Origin of the sequence: Burkholderia sp. Ac-20379 (genome assembly GCF_017104645.1) — a bacterium.
Taxonomy (GTDB): Bacteria; Pseudomonadota; Gammaproteobacteria; order Burkholderiales; family Burkholderiaceae; genus Burkholderia.
The window spans coordinates 1-5822 of record NZ_JAAGPF010000400.1 but is presented as its reverse complement, the minus strand read 5'-3'; the positions used below and the strand labels follow the sequence as shown (position 1 = coordinate 5822).

Annotated in this window: 5 protein-coding genes and 1 pseudogene; 2 read left to right on the top strand and 4 right to left on the bottom strand. The window is 69.8% G+C overall.

Going from position 1 to position 5822, the window contains the following annotated elements; translation table 11 throughout:
* Window positions 1-136 precede the first annotated feature (136 nt).
* Window positions 137-877 (bottom strand): SDR family oxidoreductase, encoded by a 741-nt coding sequence (locus tag G3N92_RS29910; protein ID WP_206131171.1) that lies wholly within the window; start codon window positions 875-877, stop codon window positions 137-139.
* A gap of 71 nt (window positions 878-948) precedes the next feature.
* Between G3N92_RS29910 and G3N92_RS29905 the strand changes: the two genes are divergently transcribed.
* Window positions 949-1875, top strand: a complete 927-nt coding sequence (locus tag G3N92_RS29905) for a LysR family transcriptional regulator (RefSeq protein ID WP_241015105.1) — start codon at window positions 949-951, stop codon at window positions 1873-1875.
* Window position 1876: 1 nt separating this feature from the next.
* Here G3N92_RS29905 and G3N92_RS29900 read toward each other — a convergent pair whose 3' ends face one another.
* Window positions 1877-2578 carry a TetR/AcrR family transcriptional regulator gene (locus tag G3N92_RS29900; RefSeq protein ID WP_206131170.1) on the bottom strand — a complete coding sequence of 234 codons (702 nt, stop codon included), beginning with the start codon at window positions 2576-2578 and terminating at the stop codon, window positions 1877-1879.
* On the bottom strand, window positions 2575-3591 hold the full coding sequence (locus G3N92_RS29895) for an NAD-dependent epimerase/dehydratase family protein (protein WP_206131169.1): 1017 nt from the start codon (window positions 3589-3591) through the stop codon (window positions 2575-2577). The genes G3N92_RS29900 and G3N92_RS29895 overlap by 4 nt, the downstream gene beginning before the upstream one ends.
* 435 nt (window positions 3592-4026) lie before the next feature.
* On the opposite strand from G3N92_RS29895, the gene G3N92_RS29890 reads away from it, so the two are divergent.
* On the top strand, window positions 4027-5535 hold the full coding sequence (locus G3N92_RS29890) for a SulP family inorganic anion transporter (RefSeq protein ID WP_206131168.1): 1509 nt from the start codon (window positions 4027-4029) through the stop codon (window positions 5533-5535).
* A gap of 49 nt (window positions 5536-5584) precedes the next feature.
* On the opposite strand, the pseudogene G3N92_RS29885 reads toward G3N92_RS29890, so the two are convergent.
* Window positions 5585-5822, bottom strand: a pseudogene (locus G3N92_RS29885) (NmrA/HSCARG family protein); the annotation flags it as partial.

Here is a 5822-nt window from a genome sequence, read left to right as displayed (position 1 = left end):
GGCGACAGGCGTCAGTCGTGTGCGGCTCGCGCGGCAGCGAGAATGGGCGGGGCTGTGGGCGGGCGTGGGGTAGGCGGTGTGGGCCGGCGCGCGCGGCTGAGCGGCCTGGCCTGCCTTCTCGCGGCGCGGCCCGGCCTCAGAACACCAGCCCGCCCGCCACGTCGATCGTCGAGCCGGTTACCCAGCCCGCGTCGTCCGACACGGCGAACGACACCGCCGCCGCGATGTCGGCCGGCTTGCCGGAGCGGCCGAGCGGCGTCTTGTCGATGAGCGGCTGGATCAGGTCGCGCGGGATGTGGCTGTTGCCTTCGGTGTCGGTGAAGCCGGGCGCGATGCCGACCACGCGGATCGCCCGCCGGGCGAGTTCGAGCGCGAGCGAGCGCGTCAGCGTGTCCACCGCGCCCTTGGTCGCGCAGTAGACATGGCCCATGCCGGTCGGGCTTTTCGCCACGCCCGAGCTGACGTTGACGATCACCGCGCCGTCGGGCAGCACGCGCGCGGCGGCCTGCGTCATCAGCAGCAGGCCGCGCACGTTCACGCCGAAGTGCCGGTCGATGGTTTCGGCGCTGAACGTGTCGATCGAATCGATGGCGTAGACGCCAGCGTTGTTGACGAGGATGTCGAGCCGCCCGAACGCGGCGAGCGTGGCCTCGACGAGCGTTTGCGGGCCGCCTGCCACGGCCACGTCGGCCTGCACGGCCACTGCCTCGCCGCCCGCCGCCGCGATCCGTTCCACGAGCGCGTGCGCCGGCGCGGCGTCGCGCGTGTAGTTGACGACCACCTTCGCGCCGTCCGCCGCCAGCCGCAGCGCGATGCCCGCGCCGATGCCCTTCGACGATCCCGTGACGATGGCCGCCTTGCCTGCGAGTCGCTTCATGCCTGCTCCCGATTGTGAAGTGAGCCTGTATGCTAGGCGGCGCCTTGGCCCAGATAAAGCGGTGGAACGGGATGAACCATGAAGACGGGCTTCACAATCGAATGATCTCGCCGGAGATGCTGCCGGGCATCGCGGCGTTCGCGCGGGTGGCGCATCACCGCAGCTTCACGCGCGCGGCCAACGAGATGGGGGTGTCGACCTCGGCGCTGTCGCAGACGCTGCGCGCGCTGGAGGCGCGGCTCGGCGTGCGCCTGCTCGAACGCTCGACGCGCAAGGTGGGCCTGACCGAAATCGGCCGGCGCTTTCTCGACAGCGCGCAGCCGGCGCTCGACGCGCTGCATGGCGCCGTCAACGACGTGCACGACCGCCGCGACCGCCCGGCCGGGCTGTTGCGGCTGAACGTGTCGCGCATCGCCGCGCAGATTCTCGTGATGCCGCACCTGACGCCGTTCCTGGCGGCCTATCCCGACATCACCGTCGAGCTGCATTGCGACAACGCGCTGCTGGACAGCGTGGCCGGCGGTTTCGACGGCGGCATCCGTTTGCTGGAAAACCTGGCGCAGGACGTGGTGTCGGTGCCGCTGGGCGGCGCGCAGCGGCTCGCGACGGTGGCCGCGCCGCAGTATCTCGACGGCCGCGCGATACCGCGCGAGCCGGCCGATCTGGCGGCGCACCGCTGCCTGAACGTGCGGCTGGAGAGCGGCATCTTCCGCTGGGAATTTCAGGACGACGTGCGCACGTTCACGGTGGAGACGCCCGGCCCGTTCCTGACCAACGACGGCGATCTGCTGCTCTCGGCGATTCGCGGCGGCGCGGGCATCGGCTGCACGCTCGAGGCGGTGGTGGCCGACGACATCCGCGCCGGCCGGCTGGTGGCGCTGCTCGAACCGTGGTGGCCGAGTTTCCCCGGCTTCCATCTGTACTATTCGAGCCGCATCCATGTGCCGCGCAAGCTGCGCGCGTTCATCGATTTCATGCAGGCGCGGGCGGGTGGGTGATTCAGGCGCGCGCCTTCATCGCGATGAACGCGTCGAGCTCGGCGGGCGTGAGGCCGTCCACGGGGGCGGGCGGTTGGCCGGCGGCGCGCAGGCCGTCGAGCAGGAACGCCAGATAACGTCGCCACAGCTCGGGCTTGCCGGGCGGGCTCAGGTCGATCACGGTGCGCAGCATCACGAGCAGCGGGCCGATGTCGGTCGGGCGCGCGTCGGCGCGCACCACGCCTTCGCGTTGCGCGCGCTCGAACAGCGCCTTCACGGCCATCTCGAAGCGTTGCTGGATCTCCGCGCCGACGATGCCGTCGGCGGCCGACAGATGATGCAGCCCGCGATGGCGCGATTGCGCCGACACCACCGTCTCGAAGAAGCTTGAAAAGCTCTGCCATGGATCGGCCAGCGCGAGCGCGGCCTCGGCGTCGGCGGCCAATTGCGCGATCGCGCCTTCGAGCACCTCGGAAGCGAGCGCCATCTTGTTCGGGAAATGCCGATAGGCCGTGGCCACACCCACGCCGGCGTGGCGCGCGACGTCGTCGAGCGTGGCGGCCAGGCCGCGCTCGGCGAACACGCTGTGCGCGGACGCCAGCAGGCGGTCGCGATTGTTGGCCGCATCGCTGCGTTGGCGGCGCGCCGGCGGGGCGTCCTGGCCGGCCTCGATTTCGGCTGCGGTGTCGGCCTTCGCCTTGCGGCCGCGTGGCGCCTCGCTCATACGAGCTTCCAGGCAACCAGGCTGCGGCCGCAGTCGATCACCGTCTCGCGCGCCGGACGCGGCGTCCAGCCGAGCAGCCGGCGCGCCTTGTCGATGCTGTGCACGGCCTTGCGCCCCAGCGCGACGGCGATCTCGCGCATTTCCGGCGAGGCCTGCGCGAGCTGGCGCACCACGTCGTCGGGCAGCACCGCGGTGGGCACCTTGGCCGCGTCGTCGCCGCAGGCTTCGCGCAGCGTGTCGGCGATGTCCGGCATCCACATGAATTCGCCGGTGGCGAGGAAGCGCTCGCCGGCTGCGGCCGGCGTTTCCATTGCGCGCACGTGGACGTCGGCCAGATCGCGCACGTCGACGATCTCGAAGCCGATGCGCGGGATACCGGGCATTTCGCCGCGCAGCATCCGGCCGAGCACCTGCACCGATTTCAGGTTCTCGGCGGACAGCACCGGGCCGAACACGGCGCCGGGCAGGATCGTCGTCAGCGTGGTGCTGCCGCCTTCGCGGCCGATGAAGTCCCAGGCGGCCTGTTCGGCGAGCGTCTTGGAGCGGCGATAGGGCAGCAGGCCGGGCGCGCTGGCGTCGGTCCACAGCGTCTCGTCGGTTTCGCCTTCTTGCTCGTAAGACACCGGGCTGGCCGCGTTCGCAGCCGAGGTCATGACCACGCGCTCGACGCCGTTGCGCACGGCCGCGGCCAGCACCCGCAGCGTGCCGCCTCGGGCCGTCTCGATCATCTGTTCCTCGCTGCCCTCGGTCATGCCGAGCGGCGACGCGACGTGCAATACGTAGCGGCAGCCCTGCATGGCGGCGTCCCAGCCTGCGTCGGCGAGCAGGTTCGCTTCGGCGAACGACAGCGTCGCGCCCGGCGCGGCGCGGCCTTCCACGGCCTTGCGCACCACCTCCTGCTTGCTCGCGTCGCGCACCGTGGTGCGTACGTCGTAGCCCTTGTCCAACAGCGTCGCGATGCACTCGCGCGCCACGAATCCGGTTCCCCCGGTCACCAATACCGTATCCGCCATGGTCGCCTCCAAAGACGAGAAGTCTGCCGCATGGGCAATAAATGGAGATGCTATCTCCGTTTATTGCGATGTGCAAGCCGAGGATTGGGGGCCGGGTCAATCCATGTCATTTCCTGTCTCGAAATTCGCCGACCTAGGGTAAACTCCCGACCCTGGTACGCAATCGCGCCGCGCCTGCCAACGGCGCTCCGGCAACCCGCCAGCCCATTCCCGCTCCACACCCATGTAAGCCATCGAGAACCTCCTGCCGTGCACCACGGCCTTTCCACCGGGAGGTTCTCGGGTGTGGACGCGCGCGCTCGTTCGGTTTCGACGAGCCGCTCCCTTTTTATTGCCGCAACGGCGCCTCGCCTGGCGAGACGCATGCCGTCGCCGATATGCAGCGCCTGGCCGCCATCGAGGCCGGACGCGTTTTCCGAACGGAGCATCGATTCGATGAAGATCCAAACCCCGCGAGAGCAGTGGCTCTCCAACATTCCCGCCAACGTGCTGGCCGGCCTGACCTCGTCGTTCGCGCTGGTGCCCGAGTGCATCGCGTTCGCGCTGGTCGCCCAGCTCAATCCGCTGATGGGCCTGTACGGCGCGTTCATCATCTGCGCGCTGACGGCGATCCTGGGCGGGCGGCCGGGCATGATTTCGGGCGCGGCCGGTTCGATGGCGGTGGTGATCGTCGCGCTGGTGGTGCAGCACGGCGCGCAATATCTGCTGGCCACGGTGGTGCTGAGCGGCGTGCTGATGATGCTGTTCGGGCTGCTGCGCCTGGGCAAGCTGATCCGGATGGTGCCGCACCCGGTGATGATCGGTTTCGTCAACGGGCTGGCGATCATCATCGCGATGGCCCAGCTCGAGCACTTCAAGCAGGCCACGCCGCACGGCGAAGCCTGGCTGCAAGGCACGCCCTTGCTTGTGATGGCGGCGCTGGTGGCCGCGACGATGCTGATCGTGTACCTGCTGCCGCGCCTGACCAAGGCGGTGCCGCCGGCGCTGGTGGCGATCGTGGGCGTGGGGGCCGCAACCCAGCTGCTGCATTTGCCCACGCGCACGCTCGGCGACATGGCGCACATTGCCGGCGCGTTCCCGAGCTTTCATCTCCCGGCGGTGCCGTTCGATCTGGACACGCTCCGGATCGTGTTCCCCTACGCGCTGCTGATGGCAATCGTCGGCCTGCTCGAAACCCTCCTGACCTTCAATCTGACCGACGAGATCACGGAAACGCTCGGGCGTCCGAACCGCGAGTGTCTGGCGCTCGGCGTGGCCAACGTCGTGTCGGGCCTGTTCGGCGGCATGGGCGGCTGCGCGATGATCGGCCAGACCATGATCAACCTGAGCTCGGGCGGGCGCAGCCGCGTGTCGGGCGCCGTCAGCGGCGTGATGATCCTGCTGTTCATCCTGTTCCTGTCGCCGCTGATCGAGCGGATTCCGCTGGCCGCGCTGGTGGGCGTGATGTTCGTGGTCGCGCAGCAGACCTTCGCCTGGGGATCGCTGCGCGTGCTCGGCAAGGTGCCGCGCAACGATGCGCTGGTGATCGTGCTGGTGACGGTGATCACGGTGTTCACGGATCTGGCCATCGCGGTGCTGTGCGGCATCGTGATCGCGGCGCTGAACTTCGCCTGGCAGCATGCGCGCGAGATCCGCGCCGAGATCGAGCGCGGCGCGGACGGCTCGGTGACCTACGTGCTGCACGGCACGCTGTTCTTCGCCTCGACCGCTAACTTCCAGGAACTGTTCAAGCCGCTCGACGACCCCGACACGGTGGTGGTGGATTGCCACCACCTGCACGTGGTGGATCATTCGGGGATCGCCGCGTTCGAGAGCCTGCAGGCGCGCTATCGCAAGGCCGGCAAGCGGCTGATGTTCAGCGCGGTGCTGCTGCGCAATCAGCGCTTGCTGGAGCGGGCCGGCGTGGCGCTGGAACCGGCCGGGGGGGAGCGGGCTAGCGCCTGAGCGCGGCCCGCCCGGGCGCGACGGGTGCCGCGCCCGTCGCCCGGTACGCTCAGTTCGCCAGCCACTGCGCGGCGCAGGCCTCGGCGAACGCGCGATAGCTGCGCGGCGCGCGGCCCAGCAGGGCGCTCAACGCATCCACGTCGCCTGCCGTGGCCACCGCGCCGTCCTGCTGATAGCGCTGCATCATCAGGCGCATGTCGTAGACGAGCCAGCCCGGCGCGAACGGCTTGAGCCGCGCGTCCAGCGCGTCGAGATCGTCGCCGCCGTGGCGCACCGGGCGTTGCAGA